This is a genomic window from Flavobacterium chungangense LMG 26729 (genome assembly GCF_000735715.2).
Taxonomy (GTDB): Bacteria; Bacteroidota; Bacteroidia; order Flavobacteriales; family Flavobacteriaceae; genus Flavobacterium; species Flavobacterium chungangense.
The window spans coordinates 269788-292814 of sequence record NZ_JASY01000003.1 but is presented as its reverse complement, the minus strand read 5'-3'; the positions used below and the strand labels follow the sequence as shown (position 1 = coordinate 292814).

General features: G+C 32.2%; 14 protein-coding genes. 11 read left to right on the top strand and 3 right to left on the bottom strand.

Going from position 1 to position 23027, the window contains the following annotated elements; genetic code table 11:
- Positions 1-5: 5 nt before the first annotated feature.
- The 4 genes from JE46_RS08975 to yidC all read left to right on the top strand — a co-directional run bounded on the left by JE46_RS08975 (position 6) and on the right by yidC (position 5025).
- Entirely contained in the window at positions 6-242 is a 237-nt protein-coding gene (locus JE46_RS08975; RefSeq protein ID WP_031454937.1) for a DUF3820 family protein, read from the top strand.
- 162 nt (positions 243-404) lie between these two features.
- Positions 405-818 (top strand): DUF4190 domain-containing protein, encoded by a 414-nt coding sequence (locus JE46_RS08970; protein WP_051872855.1) that lies wholly within the window; start codon positions 405-407, stop codon positions 816-818.
- A 602-nt stretch (positions 819-1420) separates the two neighbouring features.
- Entirely contained in the window at positions 1421-3034 is a 1614-nt protein-coding gene (locus tag JE46_RS08960; protein WP_031454934.1) for a CTP synthase, read from the top strand.
- 80 nt (positions 3035-3114) lie between these two features.
- Complete coding sequence (gene yidC, locus JE46_RS08955) at positions 3115-5025, top strand: membrane protein insertase YidC (protein ID WP_031454933.1); 1911 nt, start codon at positions 3115-3117, stop codon at positions 5023-5025.
- An 81-nt stretch (positions 5026-5106) separates the two neighbouring features.
- Here the strand turns inward: yidC and JE46_RS08950 are convergent, their stop codons facing one another.
- Both JE46_RS08950 and JE46_RS08945 read right to left on the bottom strand, forming a co-directional pair.
- Positions 5107-6237: a GNAT family N-acetyltransferase gene (locus tag JE46_RS08950; protein WP_031454932.1), complete on the bottom strand. Its 1131-nt coding sequence runs from the start codon at positions 6235-6237 to the stop codon at positions 5107-5109.
- Positions 6238-6284: 47 nt separating this feature from the next.
- Positions 6285-7328, bottom strand: a complete 1044-nt coding sequence (locus JE46_RS08945; RefSeq protein WP_031454931.1) for a transporter — start codon at positions 7326-7328, stop codon at positions 6285-6287.
- A 123-nt stretch (positions 7329-7451) separates the two neighbouring features.
- Here JE46_RS08945 and JE46_RS08940 point away from each other — a divergent pair, with 123 nt between their 5' ends.
- The 5 genes from JE46_RS08940 (at position 7452) to JE46_RS08920 (ending at position 13876) form a co-directional block, all read left to right on the top strand.
- Entirely contained in the window at positions 7452-7736 is a 285-nt protein-coding gene (locus JE46_RS08940) for a DUF4834 family protein (protein WP_031454930.1), read from the top strand.
- A gap of 51 nt (positions 7737-7787) precedes the next feature.
- On the top strand, positions 7788-10247 hold the full coding sequence (locus JE46_RS08935) for a YfhO family protein (protein WP_031454929.1): 2460 nt from the start codon (positions 7788-7790) through the stop codon (positions 10245-10247).
- A gap of 56 nt (positions 10248-10303) precedes the next feature.
- Positions 10304-11587, top strand: coding sequence for a glycosyltransferase family 4 protein (locus tag JE46_RS08930; RefSeq protein WP_031454928.1), 1284 nt, complete (start codon positions 10304-10306; stop codon positions 11585-11587).
- A gap of 94 nt (positions 11588-11681) precedes the next feature.
- Positions 11682-13151, top strand: coding sequence for an oligosaccharide flippase family protein (locus tag JE46_RS08925; RefSeq protein ID WP_031454927.1), 1470 nt, complete (start codon positions 11682-11684; stop codon positions 13149-13151).
- A gap of 425 nt (positions 13152-13576) precedes the next feature.
- Entirely contained in the window at positions 13577-13876 is a 300-nt protein-coding gene (locus tag JE46_RS08920) for a hypothetical protein (protein WP_031454926.1), read from the top strand.
- A gap of 80 nt (positions 13877-13956) precedes the next feature.
- On the opposite strand, the gene uvrA is transcribed toward JE46_RS08920, so the two are convergent.
- Positions 13957-16755 (bottom strand): excinuclease ABC subunit UvrA, encoded by a 2799-nt coding sequence (gene uvrA / locus JE46_RS08915; protein ID WP_031454925.1) that lies wholly within the window; start codon positions 16753-16755, stop codon positions 13957-13959.
- Between the two features lie 187 nt (positions 16756-16942).
- Here uvrA and JE46_RS08910 point away from each other — a divergent pair, with 187 nt between their 5' ends.
- Positions 16943-19744: a triple tyrosine motif-containing protein gene (locus JE46_RS08910; RefSeq protein ID WP_244881874.1), complete on the top strand. Its 2802-nt coding sequence runs from the start codon at positions 16943-16945 to the stop codon at positions 19742-19744.
- A 241-nt stretch (positions 19745-19985) separates the two neighbouring features.
- On the top strand, positions 19986-23021 hold the full coding sequence (locus tag JE46_RS08905; RefSeq protein WP_031454923.1) for a SusC/RagA family TonB-linked outer membrane protein: 3036 nt from the start codon (positions 19986-19988) through the stop codon (positions 23019-23021).
- Positions 23022-23027: the final 6 nt, after the last annotated feature.

Here is a 23027-nt window from a genome sequence, read left to right as displayed (position 1 = left end):
TTAAAATGGAACAAGACAAAAAACTTCTTATAAAATTAGCTCATACCAAAATGCCCTTTGGGAAATATGAAGGCCGTTTTTTAATTGATTTACCCGAATATTATGTAGTTTGGTATCATAATAAAGGTTTTCCAAAAGGAGAATTAGGGCAGCAATTGCAACTTATTTATGAACTAAAATTAAACGGACTGGAAGAACTGATTCGGAATATTAAAAAACAATATCCAAAGCCTTTAAAATAGGTTTTTGCTTTTTCTATGAACATCTATCAGGATGTAACAAGGGTATTTTAAGAATAATTGAGTTAGTGAGAAAATTACTTTTTAAATGTTGATAACTTTCTGGTGCTGTAGGATTTTCGAGTTGGCGTTTCTCTATTTTTGTGAAAATTAACATAAAACGATATGGAAAAAAATTCACAATCAAATGCTGGTCAGGGACTGGGCGTTGCTGCTTTAGTATTAGGTATAATTGGTGCCATTACGGCTTTTATTCCTTGTTTTGGTTTAATTGCAATCATCTTCGGAGTGCTGGCAATTATTTTAGGGGCAATTGGAATGTCTCAGGCTAAAAAAGAAAATGCATCTACAACAATGCCAAAAGCAGGTTTGATTCTTGGAATTGCTGCTACAGTATTTGTAATTGTTTGGGTTTTAATCGTAGTAGGGACTATTGGTGCAACTGCTATTGCTCATAAAGATGAGATATCTGATGCTATCGATTCTATAAAAGTAGAAGCGAAAAAAATAGAAATACAAGATTCATTAAATAAAGAAGCGCATATTGTAACAGATACTACTGTTACGGTTGAAGAATAAAATAATTACACTTTTTAGTGAAACAGATCAAATCTTCTTACGAACTGGAATCTTATAAAAAGATAAATATAATTTTTGCACTATTAATTATGTTTATCTTTTTTTATTCTTACTTATCACCTTATATAAGTTTTAGATTGAGCTCTTCCTGTCATGGATTACCACAAACTTATTGTAAAAGCCGTGGCTTGACAAGAGCTTTTTCGCAGATTCTGAGATTGAATTTTGAGAAAGCAATACTTTTTAATGTTTATAGCATAAAAGTTTTTTTGTTTTTTCTTATTCAATTGATAGTTAGGTTTTTTTTAAATGTCATTGTCAAATTGTCTAATTTTAAATTATTGATTTTTTCTGATGCAATTTTTAGTTTGCTGTTCTTTCTTTTTTCATTTTATGATTTAGTATTGATTTAAATTGTTTCTAAAATCAGATGATTGTTAAAAAAAATAAGAATTGAGAGATAGAAAATATTGATTATGGAAACAATTCGTCTTCTACCTGAAAATTTGCAAAATTATCTCATTCCTGAATAGAGAAATTGTCTAATTTAATTTGTACTTTTGCCAAGTTTTTTACACAACTACAATACAAACAACTACAGAATGAATCAAACAAAATATATTTTTGTTACAGGAGGTGTGACCTCTTCATTAGGAAAAGGAATTATTGCGGCATCTTTGGCTAAATTGTTACAAGGAAGGGGATATCGTACCACTATTCAGAAATTCGACCCATATATTAATGTAGATCCGGGCACATTGAATCCGTACGAACACGGAGAATGTTATGTAACGGACGATGGTGCAGAAACTGATTTGGATTTAGGTCATTACGAGCGTTTTTTGAATGTTCCTACTTCTCAGGCGAATAACGTTACTACAGGAAGAGTTTATCTTTCGGTTATTGAAAAAGAAAGAAGAGGAGAGTTTTTGGGAAAAACGGTTCAGGTTGTTCCTCATATTACAAATGAAATTAAAGATAGAATGCAATTGCTTGGTAAATCAGGCGATTATGATATTGTTATTACTGAAATTGGCGGAACTGTGGGTGATATTGAATCGTTGCCTTATATAGAATCTGTTCGTCAATTAGTTTGGGAGTTGGGTGAAAATAATGGAATTGTAATTCATTTAACTTTAGTACCATTTTTAGCTGCTGCCGGGGAGTTAAAAACAAAGCCAACACAGCACTCTGTAAAAACGTTGATGGAAAGCGGTATTAAAGCAGATATTTTGGTTTGCAGAACAGAGCACGAATTGTCTCAGGAATTGCGCAATAAATTGGCTTTATTTTGTAATGTAAAAAAAGAAGCAGTTATTCAATCTATCGATGCTTCAACAATATATGAAGTTCCAAATTTAATGCTTGAAGAAGGATTAGATGTTGTGGCTTTAAAAAAATTAGATTTACCTAAAAAAGCTGCTCCGGATTTAAAAACATGGAACACTTTTTTACGCCGATTAAAAAATCCTAAACAGACCGTAAATATTGGTTTGATTGGGAAATATGTAGAAATGCAGGATTGTTACAAATCCATTTTAGAAGCTTTTATTCATGCCGGTGCTGCAAATGAAACTAAAGTGAATGTAATTTCTATACACTCAGAACATATCAATATTGATAATGTTGAAGAAAAATTAGGCCCTCTTGATGGTGTTTTAGTCGCTCCCGGTTTTGGTGAAAGAGGTATTGAAGGGAAGATTGAGGCAGTTCGTTTTGCACGTGAAAATAATATTCCATTTTTCGGAATTTGTTTAGGAATGCAAATGTCGGTTATCGAATATTCAAGAAATATTTTAGGCTATGCTGAAGCGAATTCTACCGAGATGAATGATAAAACCAAGCATCCTGTGGTAAATTTAATGGAAGACCAAAAAACAGTTACAGATAAAGGAGGGACAATGCGACTTGGAGCATGGAAATGCGATATTAAACCAAATACGCTGGCACACAGAATTTATGGTGAAAAAACGATTTCTGAGCGTCATCGCCATCGTTATGAATTCAACAATAAATATAAAGATGAATTAGTAAAAGCGGGCTTAATTGCATCGGGAGTTAACCCTGATACTGGTTTGGTAGAAATTGTAGAACTTGAAAACCATCCATTTTTCATTGGTGTACAATACCATCCTGAATATAAAAGTACTGTAGCAAACCCACATCCAATTTTCGTGAATTTTGTGGCTGCAGCTGTAAATACGCATAAAAAATAATATTAATATTCCGGAAGGGTGTAACTTTTGAGTAAAACTCATAACTAATACTCTAAAACGAATAACTTTTTTAAACTATAATGGAAGAAAAAAAATTTGACCTTAATTCAATCATTGGTTTTGTATTGATATTTGGAATCCTTATTTGGATTATGTACCAAAATAAGCCTTCTGAAAAAGAGATTGCTGCTGAAAAAGCCAAGAAAGAATTAGTAGCTAAACAACAAGCTCAGGAGAAAGCGGATAAAACTAAAACTGCTGTTTTGCCTGTTGCTGCAACTCCTGGAGATACTGTTCAGCTGGCACAATTGCAAAAAACATTAGGGGGTTTTGCTTACTCGGCTACACTTCCGTCTGCAAAAGAAGCTTACACAACTATCGAAAACGAAAAGATTAAACTTAAAATTGCTAACAAAGGCGGTTATATTGTTGAAGCTACATTAAAGGAGTTTGAAAGATTCGAAAAAGGTTCAAAGCAATTAATAGAATTGATTAAAGACAATAATTCCAACTTAAATATTCAGTTACAGACAACGGATAACAGGACTTTAAATTCTAAAGATTTGTTTTTTGAGCCAACAGTGACTAAAGTTGGAGCAGATCAAATTTTATCAATGCGTTTGAAAGCTGGTGCAAATGAATTTTTGGAATATAAATATATCCTGAAACCAAACGATTATTTAGTTGGCTTTGATGTTCGTTCTCAGGGATTAAATAAAGTTTTGAATTCTTCTAAATCGTTAGATTTACAATGGGATTTAAAAACTTACAGAAATGAAAAAAGCATTTCTTATGAGAATCGTTACGCTGAAATCTACTACAATTACGAAGAAGGAAAAGAAAGTTATGTAGGTCAAGGTGATCATAAAGAAGAAAATCCCGAAAAAGTTGATTATATAGCGTTTAAGCAACATTTTTTTACTACAATCTTACAAACAAATACTTCTTTCGAAAAATCACAATTAGTTTCTGAGAATTTGGTTAAAGATGAAAAAATCGATACAGTTTTTACAAAACAATTTAAAGCAACTGTCCCTTTAGCATTTTCTAACGGAGAGATTGATTATAAAATGAACTGGTATTTTGGTCCGGCTGATTATAAAGTATTAAAATCGTACGATAAAAATTTCGAAAAAATTATTCCGTTAGGTTGGGGAATTTTCGGATGGATTAATAAATGGATTTTTATCCCGCTATTTGGATTTTTAAGTTCAACAATTGGATTGTCATTAGGAATTGCAATTATCATCTTTACAATTCTTATCAAATTGGCGATGTCGCCAATTACTTATAAGTCATTTTTATCGCAGGCTAAAATGAAAGTCTTGCGTCCTGAAATTACAGAGTTGGGAGAAAAATTCAAAAAAGACCCAATGAAGAAACAACAGGAAACAATGAAGCTATATAACAAAGCGGGCGTAAACCCAATGGCTGGATGTATCCCTGCATTGATTCAGCTTCCTTTTATGTATGCATCGTTTCAGTTCTTTCCGTCAGCTTTTGAACTAAGACAGAAAGGGTTTCTTTGGGCAAATGATTTGTCTTCTTTTGACTCGGTTGTAAAATTGCCATTTCATATTCCATTATATGGAGATCATATCAGTTTGTTTCCAATCCTGGCAGCAATTGCAATTTTCTTCTATATGAAAATGACTTCAGGCGATCAGCAAATGGCAGCTCCACAACAGGAAGGTATGCCAGATATGGCGAAGATGATGAAAATCATGATTTACGTTTCACCATTAATGATGTTGATTTTCTTTAATAGCTATGGTGCCGGATTGAGTTTATATAACTTTATTTCAAATTTAATTACAATAGGGATCATGTTTGTAATTAAAAACTATATTGTTGACACTGATAAAATTCACGCTCAGATTCAGGAAAATAAACAAAAAGAGCCTAAAAAGCCAAGCAAGTTTCAACAGCGTCTCCAGGAAGTTATGGAACAGCAGGAAGCAGCTAAAAAAACTCAAAATAAAAAGAAATAATCTTTTACAGAATTAAAAAAGGTCGAAATTATCTAATTTCGACCTTTTTTAATATATAAATCTTTGTAATAAGAATTACCGTTATGCCCATTGGGACAAATCTTTTCGATATGTTTTTCTTTGGCAGTGAATTTTTGGATCAAAGTTTTTCCATAGTAAATGGATAGCATTGTTTTCTAATAGTTCAGGTGTTCTGATACAATTTTGAATTCCTTTTTCGGAGAAAGTTTTATAATATTCATCAAAAATAATTGCTGTAACTCCTTTGTTTTGATAGTCCGGATGTACTCCGATAAGATAAAAAACAACGTCTTTACTATGTTTTCGTGCTTTTAATAAATGAAGAAATCCAAATGGAAAAAGCTTACCTTTTATCTTTTGTAGTGCTTCTGTAAAACTAGGCATTACGATGCTGAAAGCAATTAATTTATCATCTTTATCAACAACAAATTTGATATATTCCGGGTTAATGAAACTAATATATTTTTTTTTGAAATATTCTTTTTGAACGTCAGATATCGCTACAAATGAAGCTAGCTTTTCGTAAGATTCATTAAATAAATCAAACATTTTGTCAACGTGTGGCATAATGTCTTTTGTCTTTGTAAAAGTTAACGATCTTAAGCCATATCTTTTTTTGATGAGTTCTTGTGCTTTCAGGAAAAATTCTGGTTTTACATTTGAAAACGGAAAAATACTTTCAATGTATTCTTTCTCGATCTGAAAACCTAACTGTTCAAAATGGGTGACATAATAAGGATTGTTATACCACGTAATCATTGTTCCAATTTGATCAAAACCTTCTGTTAGAACGCCTACTTTATCTAAATTTGAAAATCCCATTGGGCCTTCCATGTGTTCCAGGTTGTTTTGTTTGCCCAGTTCATACACTTTTTCCAGTAAAGCTTTAGTTACTTCGATGTCATCTATAACATCAAACCATCCAAAGCGAACTTTCTTTTTTTGCTGGTTGTTGACTTCTGCCCAATTAATAATGGCTGTAATTCGTCCTGCAATTTCATTGTTTTTATAGGCGATATAAAAATAGGCCTCCGCATTATCGAAAGCCGGGTTTTTCGTCTTGTCAAAGGACTCTAATTCATCTGCAATAATAGGAGGTACCCAATATGGGTTATCCTTGTATAAAGCAAAAGGAAATTTAATGTATTCGGTTAGTTCCTTTTTTGTTTTGGCTTCTTTAATTGTAATCATTAAACTTGTTTTTATTATTTTAAGAAATTAAAAGGATTTGAAAAAAGCTATTTTTTTTTCTTCTCATATTTTGCTTTTCTTTTGCGCTCTTTTTCCTGATAGTCTTCTTCTTTTTGCGTTTTTTCGAGTGCCTCTTGTTCTTCTTTTGTAAGTTTATCTTTCTTATCCTTTTTAGGCTTTTTGGGTTTACCTACTCTTGTTAGTTCTTCTTTATGTTTGTCATCATAGCGTATAGAAAAACCAATTCCGCCGTAAAGTAATGAAGGAGTATTTTTTAAATTTTTGCTTATTGATGCATCAACCTGTACGTTTCTTGATAATAAATAAGCTGCTCCGCCTCTTACGATTAGATCACTATATAAATCGCTTTTATAAGCCTGATTTTCTACAAAACCGGACCATTTACTGTTGAAACCTCTTGTTAAAGTTAAAATGTATCCATATCCGGAGTTATCAGTACCTATATAATCTGCAATAATATTAGATACTAATACCCATCTTCCATCACCAAAATGATTTTGGGTCATCAACATTATTTTTGGAGAAAAGCCGGATTCATTTGAATAAAAATTGAGTGTATTTGAATTGTATGCATATGGATTATTTTTATAAACAAAATTAGCTCCTGCAAAGATTGAAACTGCAGGAATTAATTGACGCCATTTAAATTTTTTACTTGGGCCGTAGCTGTAAATATTAACATCACCTTTGTAGTTTTTGAAAGGATCATAAATTAAATATTTAGCACCTAAATTAGTCTGCTTAAAGTTGCTTTTTTTAAAACTGGTTACCGGTGTAGTAAAGGTTTCATTTTGATACTGAATATCTGCGATAAATTCCAGCTGTTCTAGAAAAAGACCCCAGCGAAGTGTGAAATCAGTTCCAAAACCTGTAGCTTCATAATTCTGTACATCATGTTTTTCATTTATGCCATACAGACCAACTTCTGCCTGAATTACGGATTTTCCAACAGAGAAAGCCGACATGGTTTCTCCCGGGCGATTTGAATTTATAACATCTGTATATTGTGCAAAAAAGTATTGTGGGAATAAAAATAGGCAAGCTATCAAAAAGTTTTTAATTTTTAACATATATGTATTTTTTGATTAAAAAGTAATAACGTTTTCAAATGTACTATATTTTATTATTTATTTAAGATTGATATTTTAATTTTGAACAATGGTTTTATTAATTTTGAAAAAAATTATACGATTATGCAAGAAGCATCATTTTCAGGGTTATTAAAGACCATTATGTGGGTTATAGCTTTTTATTATATTTTTAAATTTTTAGCCAAAATATTTTTGCCTGTTCTGGTAAAGAAAGCGGTAGAAAAAGCAGGTGAGAATTTTCAGAGGCAACAAACATACAGTCAGAACAATACCTGGCAAAAAACGCAAGTCAATAATGATGAAATAATCATTAATACGGCTAATGCTAAAAATCCACGCGAAACCAAAAAAGTGGGCGATTATGTTGATTACGAAGAAATAGATTAAGTTTGTACCCTGAAATAATCAGGATTCATCATTTAACCAAACCAACCTAAATTGAAAATAGTAAATAAGTTCTATCCGCATGCCCTTGTTATATTGGGTTTTATTTTAGTTTCCCTAATTTATTTTTACCCGGTTTTACAGGGAAAACAAATTTTCCAATCCGATATTGCTCAATATACCGGAATGGCAAAAGAACAAAATGACTTTAGAGCTGCTGAAAAATCAGAGCCGTATTGGACAAACTCTGCTTTTGGAGGAATGCCGACTTATCAGTTAGGAGCAAATTATCCAAATGACTTTATAGGTAAGTTAGATGATGTTTTGCGTTTTTTACCACGTCCTGCTGATTATTTATTTTTATATTTCTTAGGTTTTTACGGTTTACTTTTGGTTTTAAAAACAGATCCTTTAAAAGCATTTATTGGTGCAATAGCGTTTGGTTTTTCAACCTATTTAATTATAATTCTTGGAGTTGGTCATAATGCAAAGGCGCATGCAATTGCATATATGCCGTTGGTTATCGCAGGTTTTATATTAGTTTTTCAAAAAAAATACATTTGGGGAGGACTGCTTACTATGTTTGCAGTTGCATTAGAAGTGAATGCAAACCATTTTCAAATGACTTATTATTTATTAATTTTCCTTCTTATACTTTCAGGGTACTATACTTTTCAATTCATTAAAGAAAAAGAATATAAAGGATTTTTAACCTCAATTGGTGTTTTGGCTATTGCCGGAGTTTTAGCAATTGGAGCAAATGCTACTAATTTATTAGCTACAAGTGAATATGCTAAGTTTAGCACGCGTAGCAATAGTGAGTTAACTTTTAATCCTGATGGATCTAAGAAGACCAATGAAAATGCATTAAGCCGCGAATATATTACAGAATACAGCTACGGAATTGCTGAAAGTTTTAATCTTATTGCACCAAGACTTTTTGGTGGTTCAAATCATGAAAATGTAGGAACTGACAGCCGTATGTACTCATTTATGACCGAGCAGGGTGTTCCTTCTACACAAGCACAGGATTTTGTGTCAGGAATGCCTACTTATTGGGGCGACCAGCCTATTGTAGCAGCTCCGGCTTACATTGGTGTCGTGGTTTTCTTTTTAGGTGTTTTAGCATTGTTTATTGATGACAGAAAAATAAAATATGTGTTTTTAGGCGGAGCATTATTTTCATTAGTGCTTTCCTGGGGAAAAAACTTCTCATTATTAACTGACTTTTTTATTGATTACGTTCCGATGTACGATAAGTTTAGAGCAGTTTCTTCGATTCAGGTTATCTTGGAATTATGTTTTCCTGTTTTGGCAATTATGGGATTGCAATCGTTTTTTAAATCAAAAGAAGAGCCTAAATTGCAGCAAAAAGCACTTATCCAAACTGGTGTTTTTGGTTTGGGAATCATTATAATTTTAGTATTTGCAAAAGGATTTTTCCATTTTTCAGGAAGCAGTGACAGTTACTTTTTAGAAAGTTACGGCCCTGGATTTGTTGATGCTTTAAAAGAAGACAGAATGACTTTGTATTCTGCAGATTTATTACGTTCAGGATTTTTTATTGTAGTGACTTTTGGAATTTTATGGCTCTTTATCAAAAATAAACTGGCTCAGAATACCACTTTAATTATCGTTGGCCTTTTAATGGTTTTTGATTTGTTTTTTGTAGATAAAAAATATGTTTCAGCAAAAGATTTTGTGAGTCCGGTTGAAATTGCGGCTCCATTTCAGGAAACCCCTTCAGATGCTCAGATTTTAAAAGATACTACGCATTATAGAGTTTTCGAAGTAAACGGAAATATGTCAAGTGCCCGGGCATCTTATTTTCATAATTCATTAGGAGGATATCATGCTGCTAAACCAAGAAGAATCCAACAGTTATTTGATTATCAGATTGCAAAAAATAACATGGAAGTTTTGGATATGTTAAACGTAAAATACATTATTCAGACAGATAAGGAAGGAAAAGAATTTCCAACAGTAAACCCAAATACAAATGGAAATGCTTGGTTTGTGAGTACTGTAAAACTTGTTAATAAACCAGATGATGTGATGAAGGCGTTAGATCATATTGATACCAAAAAAGTTGCGGTTTTTAATGTTCATGAGTATGAAGCTAAATTTAGAAGTGCCCGATTAAAAAAACAATGGGATACAACCGGAACTATAAAAGTAATTCAATACAAACCAAATTATATCAAATATCAATCGGATAACGGAAAAGACGGTTTAGCTGTTTTCTCTGAAATGTATTATAAAAATGGATGGAATGCTTATATCGACGGTCAATTAACAGATCATTTTCCTGTTGATTATGTTTTAAGAGCTATGGAAATTCCGGGTGGGAAACATACTATCGAATTTAAATTCGAACCTCAGGTTGTTAAAACGGGTAGCAGCATTACACTGGCAAGTTCAATTGGAATGTTGTTGCTTTTAATTGGAGGAGTTTATTTTGAAAAATTTTTTCGCAAAGATTCACAAAGAAATCACGGAGATACTCAAAAATAATTTAAAATCTTTGTGATACTTAGTAGATACTTTGTGAATTTCTGTGGAATTGGAATATGGAACAAAAAAAGCTCTTAATAATAACTTATTACTTCCCGCCAGCTGGAGGGCCTGGTGTACAACGCTGGCTCAAATTTGTAAAATACCTTCCGGAATTTGATGTGCAGCCAATCGTTTATGTTCCGGAAAACCCAACTTATCCAATTGTTGATGAAGGTTTGGTAAGTGAAATTTCAGATAAAGTAATTATTCTTAAAAATAAAATCTGGGAACCTTATCAATTGGCTTCAATCTTTTCAAAGAAAAAAACAAAAAAAATCAGTTCCGGAATTTTTCCTCATAAAAAGAAACAGACTTTTTTAGACAAAACTTTTCTTTGGGTACGAGGTAATCTTTTTATTCCGGATGCACGTGTTTTTTGGGTAAAACCTTCAGTGTCTTATCTTGAGAAATATATTAAGGAGAACAATATCGATACAATTGTTACTTCCGGACCGCCACACAGTTTGCATTTGATTGGTTTAGAATTAAAAGAAAAACTAAATGTAAAGTGGTTTGCAGATTTCCGTGATCCCTGGACCACCATTGGTTATCACAAGGCATTGCGTCTGTCAAGTTATGCATCTAAAAAACACAAGCAATTAGAACATAAAGTTCTCAATTCAGCAGATACTGTTATTGTAACCAGTAAAACCACTAAAACAGAATTTCAGGCAATAACCAATAAGCCTATCTCAGTGATTACAAATGGTTATGATGTTGAAAGTGTAGAGAAGCAGGTTTTGGATACCAAATTTACTCTCGCTCATATTGGTTCCTTTTTATCAGATCGAAACCCAAAGTTTTTATGGGAATGCCTTGTTGAATTGTTAAATGAAATTCCTGATTTTAAATCGAACTTAGAGATTAAGTTAATTGGTGCAGTAAGTCAGGAAGTACTTGATTCAATCGTAGAATTTAAACTAAATGATTATTTGAATCTTCTGGGGTATGTATCACATCATGAAGCAATTGCACATCAAAAAAAATCACAGGTTTTGCTTTTAATCGAAATTAATTCTGAAGATACCAAGAGCATTATTCCGGGGAAATTATTTGAATATATGGTATCTAACCGTCCAATAATTGCAATTGGTCCTCAAGGGTCAGATTTTGCTGATATCATAAAAGAAACGAATACAGGAGTATTTTTTGATTATTCTGAAAAAGCGAAATTAAAAAGTGTAATTTTGGACCTTTATAATCAATTTTTGGAAGGAAACCTAAAGGCTAATGGAGTTGGTTTACAGCAGTATTCAAGAAAAAATCTAACCAGGCAATTAGCACAATTGATTCGTTAAAATATCAATTTTAAAAAGAAATAACAATTTCAAATATTATAAGAAAGTAGAATAGCAAATCAAAAATCTACAATCTAAATCCTGCAGTCAAAAAATGGGTATTGTCTTAAATCAGTCTTTCAAAAACACTATAATCACTTATATAGGTTTCGGTATTGGAGCCATTAATACACTTTATTTGTATCCCATTTATTTGGGTGCAACTTATTATGCATTAACAAATTATATTCTTTCGGCAGCAAATGTTATTATGCCCCTGTTTGCCATCGGGATGCAGAATACCTTAGTTAAATTTTACTCGCAATATAATACTGAAGAAGAAAGAGAACAATTTTTATCTTTTACAGCTTTGTTTCCGGTATTGATGTGTATTCCTTTGGGAATCATAGGAATCTTTTTCTTTGATGATATTACGATTTTTGTTTCTAAAGAAAATCCCGTAGTCAAAGAATTTATGCTCTTAATTCCATTTATTGGAATTTGTATGGCTTATTTTGAAATATTTTATGCCTGGGCAAGAGTTCATATGCATTCTGTTTTTGGAAACTTTATCAAAGAAGTAGGTTTGAGGCTGTTTTCCAGTTTTGCCTTAGTTGGATTGTATTTTAAATGGATTTCATTGGTTGAGTTTGTTTATTTAACTGCTGCGATTTATTTTGTAGCCTTTTTGATAACGATGTTTTATGCCTTTTATATCAAAAGACCAAATTTTCAAATTACAATTCCCGAAAACGTAAAAAGCGTAATGGAATATACTTTTTATATTATTTTGTCAGGAAGTGTTGCCAATCTGCTTTTAGATGGAGATAAACTCATGCTAAATCAATACATGGAAATCAAGAATATTGCTTATTATTCTGTTGCAACCTATATTGCTTTGGTTATTTCGGTTCCAAGTCGGGCCATGCATCAAATTGTATATCCGATTACGGCTAAATTAATGCACGAAAACAAACATGACGAATTGAATATTTTGTATAAAAAAACATCAATAAACCTGCAGATTGTGGGAGGTTTTGTAATGTTGTGCATTTTTGTGAATATTAATCAGTTGTATGAAATAGTTCCTGACGAATATAGAGGCGGAATTCCGGTAGTTTTTATGATAGGTTTGTCTAAATATTTTGATTTGATTTTAGGAAATAATAATGCTATCATTTTTAATACAAAATATTACAAAACTGTATTGTTTTTAGGATTAGGTTTAGTGGTGCTGACATTTATTTTAAATGTAATTTTCATACCGCTTTATGGCATTATGGGTTCTGCATTTGCAACCTTGTTGTCTATTACTTTTTATAGTCTGGCCAAACTGCTGTTTGTTGTAAAAAAACTTCATTTGTATCCTTTTACAAAACAAAATTTATATTCATTGGCTGTAACAACAGCTTTGTTTTTAACCTTTTATTTTTGGGAATTTCAGGTTTATCCTTTAATTGGAATTGCTTTGAAATCCATTTTTGTGACGATTTTATATCTTTATCTAAATTATAAATTTAGTATCTCACCAGATATCAATAAGGTTATGGATAGTCTTTTAAGAAAAGTTGGTGTTAAGATTTAGTAACGTTATTTAAAAACTGATAATTAACTAATGTATTTTAGAGTTTTTTTTCTATTGAAACAAATCAGGCGATTTAGAAAATAAAATTACTTTATTTCGCCTCATATATTAAAAAGTGCTCTTTAGATAAAATTTTGGATATTGATTATAAATAATAATTTCAAATCATCATTTTAATATATTTAAAAAATATTCATGATCTTTTAAATATAATTAATGAAAGATGTTAAAATAAATAGTTGTTTATTTTCTATTTTATTGAATAAAAACTAGCATTATGTTTTTAAATTAATAACGATTCTTCTTTTCTGTTGAAAAATTATTTGTAAATCACTAAAAGTGGGTATTGTTAAGCGGGTTTTGATTGTGTATTTTTGTTACAGTAAGTTTAGAAATTAAGTCAGATTAATTTTAATTTAATGATTATGAAGAGCAATCAATTCACCCAGGAAGAAAGTTTACGAGTATTTTCCAATATGATTTCGAAAAAAGTTCATAAAGGATTTGTGCTTGAAGAGCGTAACGACAAAATGCTATTTGCCGTACTTTCAAAAGGAGGAAAAGCTGTAAATCATGGATTCAATTTTATAATTTTTTGTTTAACATTAGGTTTGTGGTCTGTTGCATGGTTATATCTTACAATAGAAGCATCAAAACAAAAAAAGATTTTAGTTGCTATAGATGAAGATGGTGTCCCTTTTGAAGAAAGATGTTTAGTTGCTTAGCAATTAAAAATGATTAAAAATTTTAGCCACGAATTATTTCATTACGATCAAGTAAAAGAAGTAATTCGTGGCTGATTTTTTTAGTTTAGTTTATCCTTGAGGTAAATCCCTGTTATTGATTCTTTTATTTTTACTATATCTTCGGGTATTCCGGTTGCTAACAAATAACCACCATTTTCTCCTCCTTCCGGACCTAAATCAATAATCCAGTCAGCGCATTTTATAAGGTCAAGATTGTGTTCAATTACAATAATCGAATGTCCTTTTTCGATTAGGGCATCAAATGAAGCCAATAATTTTTTGATGTCGTGAAAATGTAATCCTGTTGTTGGTTCATCAAAAACAAATAAAGCTTTATCTTTTGTAGCCCCTTTTACTAAAAAAGAGGCGAGTTTAATACGCTGTGCTTCACCACCGGAAAGGGTAGAAGAAGATTGGCCCAACTGAACATATCCTAAACCTACATCCTGTAGCGGTTGCAGTTTTTGAGTGATTTTGGTTTGTTTATTTTTTTCAAAAAAAGCAATAGCATCATCGATAGTCATGGTCAGAATATCATTGATGTTTTTTTCGTCGAAATTAATTTCCAGAATTTCTTTTTTGAATCGTTTTCCTCCACAGGTTTCGCATGGTAAAGAAACATCGGCCATAAATACCATTTCGACATTAATAGAGCCTTCTCCCTTGCAGGTTTCGCATCGGCCACCATCAACATTAAAAGAAAAATGTTTGGCCTGATAACCTCTTATTTTGGATAGTTTTTCTTTAGCATACAAATCACGGATATCATCATAAGCTTTGATATAAGTAACAGGATTAGATCTCGAACTTCTTCCAATAGGGTTCTGATCCACATATTCAATATGCTTAATTTGAGAAAAAGAGCCTGTTATGTCGCTAAACTGACCTGCTTTTTCGGCAGCGCTTTCCAGCTTTTTTTGCATGGCCGGAAATAAAATCTTTTTGATTAGTGTACTTTTTCCACTTCCTGAAACTCCCGTAATTACTGTTAAAACATCTAAAGGGAAAGTAACATCAATATTTTTTAAATTGTTTTCTCTTGCGCCAATGATATCAATATGATTTTTGAATTTTCTTCTTTTTTTCGGAACAGAAATTTCTAAATCACCATTCAGATATTTAGCGGTAAGAGATTCAGATTTCAAAATTTCATCATAAGTTCCCTGAGCAACCAAATTCCCTCCATAAGTTCCGGCTTCTGGACCAATATCAATAATCATATCTGCTGCTTTCATAATATCTTCATCGTGTTCGACCACAATTACGGTATTGCCTAAATCACGAAGCGAAAGTAAAACTTTGATCAGTCGTTCTGAATCTTTTGGGTGCAAACCAATACTTGGTTCATCGAGGATATACATCGAACCAACTAAACTGCTTCCCAGAGAGGTGGCTAGATTAATTCTTTGTGACTCTCCTCCGGAAAGACTTGCCGAGTTTCGGTTTAAAGTAAGATAATCCAAACCAACTTCCGTCAAAAAGGATAGACGATTATTGATTTCGACCATTAAACGTTTGGCAATTTGCTGTTCGTAAATATCTAAATCAATGTTTTTGAAAAAAGTAACCAGATGTTTAATTGGTAAATCGACTAATTCTGAAACTGTTTTACCATTTATTTTTACATACGAAGCTTCCTCACGTAATCGTTTCCCGCGACAAGCATAACACTTAGTTTTTCCTCGGTAGCGCGACAACATGACACGATTTTGAATCTTGTAGTTTTTCTCTTCGAGTTCTTTAAAAAAATCGTTTAATCCCTGAAAATACTGATTTCCTTTCCATATCAAATCTTTCTGATCTTCTGTAAGTTCGAAATAGGGTTTATGAACAGGAAAATCAAATTTATAAGCATGTTTCACAAATTCATCTTTATACCAGCTCATGCTTTCTCCCCTCCAGGGATAAATAGCGCTTTCAAAAACAGATAATGAGGTATTGGGTACAACCAAATCAGCATCAATTCCAATGATATTTCCGTAACCTTCACAGACAGGGCATGCACCATAAGGATTATTGAAGCTAAATAAATGGACATTTGGTTCAAGGAACGTAATGCCGTCTAATTCAAAATTGTTTGAATAGGTAAATCTTTTATCGGAGCTTAATTCCTGAAGATAACAAATTCCCTTTCCTTCAAAAAAAGCAGTCTGAACAGCATCTGCCAGTCGATTATAGAATTCTTCTTCTTCTTTTACGACAATTCTGTCAATGACCAATAAAATATCTTTATTGTCTAATTTGTGGATATCCGTTGGTGTAAATTCATCCAGACGGACCATTTCGTTGTCGACTAATATACGGGCAAATCCTTGTTGCAAAAGAACTTTAAGCTTGTCTTCGAGCTGACGTCCTTCTTCAAGATGAATAGGAGAAAGCAATAGCCATTTGCTGTCGGGATCGAAATTTTTAACATCTGAAACGACATCAGTTACGGTATTTTTTTTTACTTCTCTCCCTGATATTGGTGAATAAGTGCGGCCAATTCGAGCATATAAAAGTTTGATATAATCATAAATTTCAGTAGAAGTTCCTACAGTAGAACGAGCATTTGTAGTGTTTACTTTTTGCTCAATAGCAATTGCCGGAGCAATTCCTTTTATGTATTCTACTTTTGGTTTATCTAATCGGCCTAAAAATTGTCGTGCGTATGATGATAAACTCTCCACATAACGTCGTTGTCCTTCGGCGTATAAAGTATCAAATGCCAGACTTGATTTTCCTGATCCGGAAAGACCTGTAATAACCACAAGTTTATTTCGCGGGATTGCAACATCTACATTTTTTAAATTATGTACCTGAGCTCCTTTAATGATAATATTATGTTTTGGGTCGAGTGTAGAAAGATCAATTTGCATAAAAAAAGTCAATTTGTACAAAAGTAATCAATTTAGAATTGAGTTTTGTTAAGGTCGTTGTTCCAAATTTTAACTAATTATTCCAAAATTATCATGTTTTGTTAAGGAGATTTTTTATTAAAATTTGTTGGTTTGATTTAATAAGCTATTTTAGAACTGCTTTATAACAAACTAAACCACAATGCATTTGAAAACTAAACTTTCTATACTTTGTTTTTTGATAGCTTTTGCCCTGTTTTCGCAGGAATTACCGCCAATTGTAAAATATCCTTCAACATTGTATGGTGCTGGAAATCAAAGCTGGATGATTTCGCAGGATGAACAAAATAGAATTTATTTTGCGAATAATGAGGGGCTTTTAGAATACAATGGAACCAATTGGGAGTTATATCCAACTCCAAACGAAACCATAATGCGATCTGTAAAAGTAATAGACAATAAAATTTATACAGGTTGTTATATGAACTTTGGTTACTGGATCAGACAATCAAATGGTAAATTAATATATATTTCTCTAAGTGATACCATTAAAAATAAAATTCTCGATGATGAACAGTTTTGGAATATTTTAAAATATGATCAATGGATTTTATTTCAGTCTCTTAACAGAATTTATATTTATGATACAAAAACAAAAAGCTTCAAAATTATTTCGCCTCAAAATGGGGTTGTAAAATCTTTCAGTACCAAAAATTCGATTTATTATCAAACCATTAATGAAGGTCTTTTTGAAATAGAAGGAGGAAAAGGAAAATTGATTTCCAATAATCCTATTCTGAAAAAATACACCATTGTCAATGTTTTTACTCTTGATGATTGTTTGTTGATTCAGACACAATTAGGCGGATTTTATAAGCTTACCAGAACAGCTTTAACACCCTTTTCAACAGAAGTTGATGCACAATTAAAATCTGGTTTTGTTTACAGTAGCCAGAAACTTCACGATGGGAGTTATGCATTAGGAACGGTTTCTAAAGGAATCTTCATTTTATCAGATACCGGAAAACTAAAATATCATATTCCGCAAAACAAAGGATTGAGTAATAATACCGTTTTGTCTTTGTTTGAAGATAAAGATCAGAATGTTTGGGTAGGCCTTGATAACGGAATTAACTGCATCAATCTGCAAACGCCTGTGCATAGTTTTACAGATGATACCGGAGTCCTGGGTACTGTGTATACTTCAATTACATATGACGGGATGTTGTATGTGGGAACAAATCAGGGGTTGTTTTGTAAAAAATATCAAAGTGCAGATGATTTTCAGTTCATAAGCGGAACTAAGGGGCAGGTATGGTCTTTGTTTGAATATGATAATGCACTTTTCTGCGGCCATGATTCGGGAACTTTTATTATAGAGAAAGCATCGGCAAGAAATATCTTTTCTGGTTCAGGAACATGGAAATTCGAACAGGCACCAAATAACAAAAATGTGTTACTTCAGGGGAATTATTATGGAATTTCGGTTATAGAGAAAATTAATAATCAATGGATATTTAAAAATAAAATTGAGGACTTTAATTATTCATCGCGTTATTTTGAAATTACTCAAAATCTGGAAGTCTATGTAAGTCATGAGTACAAAGGGATTTTTAGATTTAAACCTGATAATTCTTTTTCAAAAGCAAAAGATTTTTACGCCTATTCCTCTCCTAAGAAAGGAAAGAATGCAAGTTTAACCAAGTTTAACAATGCAATTTACTATGCTTATAAAGATGGAATTTTTAAATTAAATTCAGTTACAAGAAAATTTGAAAAAGACAAATTGCTGAGCTCTATTTTTGAAAAGGATGAATATACTTCGGGAAAACTAATAGTGGACCAGTCTAATAAAATCTGGCTGTTTTCTAAAAATTACATTCATTATTTTTCTGCCAGTAAATTAAGTAATCAGTTAAAGCAAAATATAATTCCAATTCCATCCTCTTTGACCAATTCTATGTCAGGATTTGAAAATATTACTCAAGTTTCAAAATCAACCTATTTAATTGGGACCACAGATGGTTATTATACGCTTAATATCGATGATTTAAGTTTTAAAAACTATACGGTTTTTATTTCGGATATTTTGATTAATAAGCAAAATCAAATTTTAAAAAATGTTGCTTTAAATGATGAAGGAAGTTTTAAGGCGAATGAAAATAATATCACCTTGAATTACACGGTGCCAGAATATAACAAATACATCAATTCTGAGTACCAGTATTTATTGGAAGGTTTTCAGAATGAATGGAGTGAATGGAGCACAAAATCTTCAGTGAATTTTAAAAATCTGTCTCCTGGCAAATATACTTTTAAATTGCGTGCTAAATTTGCAAATACACTTTTGCAGAATACAGCAACATATACTTTTATAGTTTTAAAGCCTTGGTATCTAACTAATCTGGCTTGTTTTATTTATTTATTATTATTTGTTGTTATTGGGTATTTTATCAATAAAGCCTATCGCAATTTTTATCAAAAGCAAAAAGAGAAACTTATTGAAGAAAATAATCTTTTATTAGAGATAAAGGAGCTTGAAAACGAGCAGCAATTAATGAAGCTCAGAAACGAACAATTGTCTCAGGATGTTGATAATAAAAATAGAGAATTGGCGGTTTCTACAATGAGTTTAAATAGTAAAAATGAACTTTTGGCTTTTATTAAAGAAGATCTGAAGAAGACTACGCAGAATGATGATAAAAATATCAAATCGGTAATTAGAACAATTAATGACAATATTACCGAAGAAGATTCATGGAAAGTTTTTAAAGAGGCTTTTGATAATGCTGATAAGGACTTTTTAAAAAGAATTAAACTGATTCATCCCTTACTTACTCCCAATGATTTGCGTCTTTGTGCTTACTTGCGATTGAACCTCTCATCAAAAGAAATTGCGCCCTTATTTAATATTTCGGTTCGAAGTGTTGAAATAAAAAGATACCGTTTACGTAAAAAAATGGATTTACAACATGAAGTTGGTTTAGTCGAATATATTATGGCTGTATAGTAAAGCCAGATTTTCTTTAAAACAACTATACATTACCTCAACATTAACCTTTTCTTGTGTTTTTTACACTTATTTTGTTAAATAAATTAACATTTAAAGGTTGTTAGTAAATAAAGGTGTTTGTTGAGGTATGTGTATTTTATTGTTTATTTTTTTGTAATGTATGTTTTTTGTTGAGGTTAATTTTGTCATTTTCGTAAAGAGAACGAATAAATTAGCTTTCAATAAAAACTAACTAATTATGAGACCAAAATTATTATTAATGGCATTGTTGCTGTTTACATCTTTTGCGTTTTCGCAGGCTTTAGATGTAAATGGTACTGTGTTGGATGGCTCAGGTATGGCACTGCCTGGAGTGAATGTAAAAGTTAAAAACTCGTCACAAAGTACTACTACAGATTTTGACGGATCTTTTAAATTATCAGGCCTCTCAAAAGGAACCGTAATTGTTTTAAGTTACATCGGTTTTCGAACTCAGGAGGTTTCTGTATCGGGTAACAAAATAACTGTCAAAATGAGCGATGATGCAAAATCATTGGAAGAAGTTGTTGTTATTGGTTATGGTACACAAAAAAAGAGAGATCTTACAGGATCAGTAGGTTTAGTTGACAGCAAAACAATTGAAGCTTTAAAGCCTGTAAAAGTAGAGCAAGCTCTGCAAGGAACTGTTTCAGGAGTAAATGTAACGAGTCAATCGGGTGCCCCTGGTGCGGGATTAGATATTCGTATTCGTGGTATTGCTACTAATGGCGAAAACAAACCGGCTGCTATTATTGATGGTTACATAGGAGATTTAAGCTTGCTGAACCCTAATGATGTTGAAACGATTACGGTATTGAAAGATTCGCAGGCAGCTATCTACGGAACGATTGGTGCAAACGGTATCATTCTGATCACCACTAAAATGGGGAAAAGAAATACAAAAGCTAAACTTGCATACAATACTTATACTGGATTTCAGGAAACATCAAAAAAGCTACACACTTTAGATGCTACAGAATACGTTCTTTTACTAAATGAAAGTTATGCTAACGGTGGAAAACCACTTCCTTATCCAAACGTGACTGGTTTAGGAAAAGGTACAGACTGGCAGGATGAAGTTTTTGGTAAAGGAGTACCCATTATCAGTCATGACCTAACTATTTCAGGAGGATCAGAAAAAATAAACTATTCTGTTAGCGGATCGCATCTTGATCAGGAAGGAATCGTTGGAGCAGATAAATCAGGATTTTTAAGAAATACTGCAAGAGTAGCTGTAGGTGGTGATGTAACCGATAAATTAAAATTTAAGACTAACGTAATTTACACTCATTTTACAAGAAAAACATTAAATGAAAACGGATTAGGATCTGTTTTATTTAATGCTTTGAATATTCCTGCTACAATTAAACCGTATGATGCAGATGGAAACTTTACAGTTATACCGCTTAACGGTTTAGGAAACGAAATTATCAACCCTTTAGCACAAATTGCGAATACTTATAACGATTATAATTATAAAAAAATTAATGGAAGCTTTGGTATAGATTATAAAATTTTTAAAGATTTTGTGATAACAAGCACAATTGGTTTCAATACTTCAAACAGTGAATCAAAAACTTTTGGAAAAGAAATTAGTTATGGAGGTAAAGTATTTGATGTAAAACAAAGCTCAGTAACTCAGGGAGCTGTAAATGATAATGATTATTCATTTGATCTTTACGGTACTTATACAAAAAAAATAGGTGAAAGTCACAATGTAGCCGGAGTGATAGGGACAACAATTTACAAAACCTGGGGTAACGGACTTTTTGCAACGGGTTATGATGTGCCTTATAATTCATGGGAATTTGCTGATCTTAAATTAATATCAACCATATCAAAAGTTTTAAATAACAGTTCTTATAATTATGATGTAAGAAGATTATCTTATTTTGGAAGATTACAATACGATTTTAAAGGTAAATATTTACTTTCTGCTATTATCAGACGTGATGCTTCTTCGAGATTTGGTCCGGCAAATAAGGTGGCATATTTTCCTTCAGTTACAGGAGGTTGGGTCGTTTCTGATGAAAAATTCTTTGGAGAACAAAAAATGATTAATTTCTTAAAATTCAGGGCCAGTTATGGTAATTTAGGAAATGATCAAATTGGAGATTTTACTTATTTAGGTCAACTTACAGGAGAAGCAACTTATGTTTTTAATGACGAATTGGTTAGCGGCAGGGCGGAAGGTATCTTGCCAAATCCGAATGTGAAATGGGAAACAGCTAAGAAATTTGATGTTGGTGTTGATATGAAATTATTAGATAATAAAGTTTCGCTGGTAGCAGATTATTTTATAGATACCAGAAAAGATTTATTAATCCCTGGTATTGCAGTTACCGGTACTAGTGGAATAGGTGCTCCGGGTGCTGGTGCTCCAACAATAAATGCCGGTACAGTAAGAAATTCAGGTTTTGAATTTGCTGTAGATTACAAAGAGAAATTTTCTGATACTTTTTCTATGAGCGTTGGATACAATGTCACTTTTCTTAAAAATGAAGTGCTTGAAGTAAATAATGCCACTCATTATATAGAAAGAGGCTCGTTTTCTGTGGGTCAGCTTGCACCAACCAGAATGGAGGAAGGGAAGCCAATTGGATATTTTTATGGATATAAAACAGATGGTATTTTTCAAAACCAGGCAGAAGTAGATGCACATCCGTCTCAGCTTGCTTTAGGAGCAAATGCTGCTCCCGGTGACTTGAGATTTGTAGATGTTAATGAGGATGGTGTGATAGACAGCAAAGACAGAACAAATATTGGAGATCAGATTCCTACAGCTACGATGGGATTTAATTTACAACTGAATTATAAAAATCTGGATTTTGCAGTTTACACTTATGCATCTTTAGGTAATGACTTGATAAGAAACTACGAGAGAAATCTTTCTGATGTCAATCATTTAGATTACGTTTTAGACAGATGGACAGGTGAAGGAACCTCTAATTCTACGCCAAGAGTTACAACAGGAGCTACATCAAATAGCGTTTTTTCTGATTATTATGTAGACGATGCTTCTTATTTGAGAATACAAAATGTACAGTTAGGGTATACCTTAGATCCTAAAATTGTACAAAAAGCAGGTATTACAAAACTTAGACTATATGTAGGGGCAAACAATCTTTACACTTTTACAAAGTATAAAGGTTTTGATCCCGGAGCATCTACCGGAGATCCAATTGCCGGAGGAATTGATTACGGGTTTTATCCAATACCAAGAACTTATCTTTTGGGATTAAATCTTAACTTTTAATTGTTA